General features: G+C 25.5%; 3 protein-coding genes. 1 reads left to right on the forward strand and 2 read right to left on the reverse strand.

Annotated elements, in window-relative coordinates:
* The coding region (locus tag NSA58_RS18790; RefSeq protein ID WP_277613764.1) for a histidine kinase dimerization/phospho-acceptor domain-containing protein at nt 1–673 on the reverse strand (673 nt) is incomplete at its 3' end.
* The gene (locus tag NSA58_RS18795; RefSeq protein ID WP_039680636.1) at nt 663–1331 is read right to left on the reverse strand and encodes a response regulator transcription factor; all 669 of its coding nucleotides are present in this window, start codon (nt 1329–1331) and stop codon (nt 663–665) included. The genes NSA58_RS18795 and NSA58_RS18790, both read right to left, overlap by 11 nt.
* 158 nt (nt 1332–1489) lie before the next feature.
* Here NSA58_RS18795 and NSA58_RS18800 point away from each other — a divergent pair, with 158 nt between their 5' ends.
* Nucleotides 1490–2440 carry an urease accessory protein UreH domain-containing protein gene (locus NSA58_RS18800; protein ID WP_052233077.1) on the forward strand — a complete coding sequence of 317 codons (951 nt, stop codon included), beginning with the start codon at nt 1490–1492 and terminating at the stop codon, nt 2438–2440.
* Nucleotides 2441–2516 lie beyond the last annotated feature (76 nt).

Raw genomic sequence — 2516 nt, forward strand, 5'->3', positions numbered from 1 at the left:
TAATTAATTGTTTTAAATCAACTTCACTTATTTGCAATTTATTTTTTTCATTATCATATTTAGCAAGATTCTTTAATTGATTCACTAAATGACTAAGTCTAATTACTTCTTCATTTACACTATTTAATCTTTCTGGTGATGGCTCCCATACTCCATCTATCATTGCCTCCAAGTGTGTTTGAATACTTGTTAAAGGTGTTCTAAGTTCATGAGAAATATCAGAAGTTAATTTTTTTCTCATTTCCTCCATTTTATATAGCTCTTTTGAGAGCTCATTAATTGAGTTTATTAAATTATCTATCTCCACAATAGAACTTTCATATTCTAAAGTCTGATCATACCCCCCATGCTTTATAAAATCTGTCATTTTTGACACAACAATTATAGGCTTTGAAATCTTTTGGGATAAAAAGATAGAAATAGATATTACAACTATAATCATAAGTAAAGATATTCCTATAATTACGTTCTTCACATCTCGTAAAAACAGAACTCTACTTTTAATTAAGGATTGTTTAGATAATTCAACCATATTTGAAGAATAATAAATAGTTTTCTTTTCCACTGATAGATTTACGCTTACAGCCATGATAACGATTATGCATATCATTACCATTGCTAAATAAAATATTAACTTCTTATTAAGATTTAATTTTTTCTTATTAAATTCCAAATTTATACCCCACTCCATATACTGTTTGTATTATTTTTGGCTTTTTCGTATCTTCTTCTATTTTTTGTCTTAAATTTTTAATATGGGCATCTATAATTCTATCAAGTTTTTCATAATAATCATCCGTAACTAGCTCTAGTAATTCTTCTCTAGTAAAAATTTTCTTTTTATTATTTACAAATAATAATAGCAGCTTATATTCTGTATTTGTTAAACTTACATCATTTCCTCTTATTTTAACTTCATGTGATAAAGTATTAATCTCTATTTCATCACCAGCTTTTATAATTTCGTCTTTTTTCATTTTTCTGAACACAGCCTTCACTCTTAAAACTAATTCTTTCACATTAAATGGTTTACAAATATAATCATCACATCCAACGTTAAATCCATCTATTTTATCTTCGTCTTCAGTTTTTGCTGTTAACATTATTATATGCACTAAAGATGTCTCTCTAATTTTTTCACAAATTTCCTCACCGCTTATGTCTGGTAACATTCTATCTAAGATTACTAAATCAAACTCATTATTATGAAATAAATTTAATGCCTCATTACCATCATGAGCTACAAAAGTATTATAACCTTCTTTATCTAAATAAGCTTTTACAACTTCTGTTATTTTTTTTTCATCATCTACTAATAATATATTAAACATAATTCCTCCTAAAAATTTCCTTATAAATTTACAATAACATAAAATTATATATTCTTTATGAATTTTTTAAATTTAAATATTTCTATTCTTCATTATTTTTTCATAATTTTAGAATATAATATACATGATATAAACTTATTTAATATTGAGGTAAAACTATGAGTAAGATCACGAAATTTTTTGATGTTTATGGAATGAAATGTCATTCCTGCGAAGCGGTTGTTGAAGAAGAAATTAATAAGTTACAAGGTATTATAAATATAAATGCTGATCATAAAAACTCTATGGTTATCGTTACTTATGAAAATGAACTATGTAATGATGATAAAATTAAATTAGCTATTAAAAATTCTGGTTTTTCATCAAATAACAATATGTTAATAAAAGTTTTATGTCTAAGTATTGTAGTAATATCTATGTTTTTCCTGGGAAATAATCCTTTAACAGGATCAATTGACTCTTTCACTAGTATTGAAACTTCTTTTATTATGTTACTTATACTAGGATTTTTTACATCCTTTCATTGCGTTGGAATGTGTGGAGGAATTTTACTTACACAAACTATAAATAGAAAGGATAATATAAGTGATAAAAAGTCATCTTTTAAAATTGCCCTACTTTACAATAGTGGGCGTATACTCTCTTATACTATTATTGGTGGAATTGTTGGTGCTCTTGGTTCAATTTTTTCTTCTACTATACAAATCCAAAGCTTTATTAAAATAGTTGCCGGCATTTTTATGATAATTTCTGGACTTCATATGATTGGAATTAAAATATTTAATAATATTAGACTTCCTATATTTTTTAAAAAAAGTACATGTGTAAATAATCATAAAAATCCATTCATCGTAGGTTATTTAAGTGGTTTTTTACCATGTGGACCTCTGCAAACCATGCAACTATATGCTCTCTCTAGTGGGAGCTTTATAATGGGAGCTTCATCCATGTTTGTATTTTCCTTAGGAACACTTCCTATTATGTTATCATTTGCTTATATTTCATCTAGAATGAGTAAATCATTCAACGAAAAAATATACAAATATGCCGGAGTTTTAATTATTGTACTAGGTATCTTTATGATGAAACCTGGACTTAATTTTATATAAAGATATTATAATATAAAATAAACCGATAAAGTTTTATCGGTTTATTTTACTTATTTAAACTATTTTTGTAATAATT

This window comes from Terrisporobacter muris (assembly GCF_024621905.1).
GTDB classification, from domain to species: domain Bacteria; phylum Bacillota; class Clostridia; order Peptostreptococcales; family Peptostreptococcaceae; genus Terrisporobacter; species Terrisporobacter muris.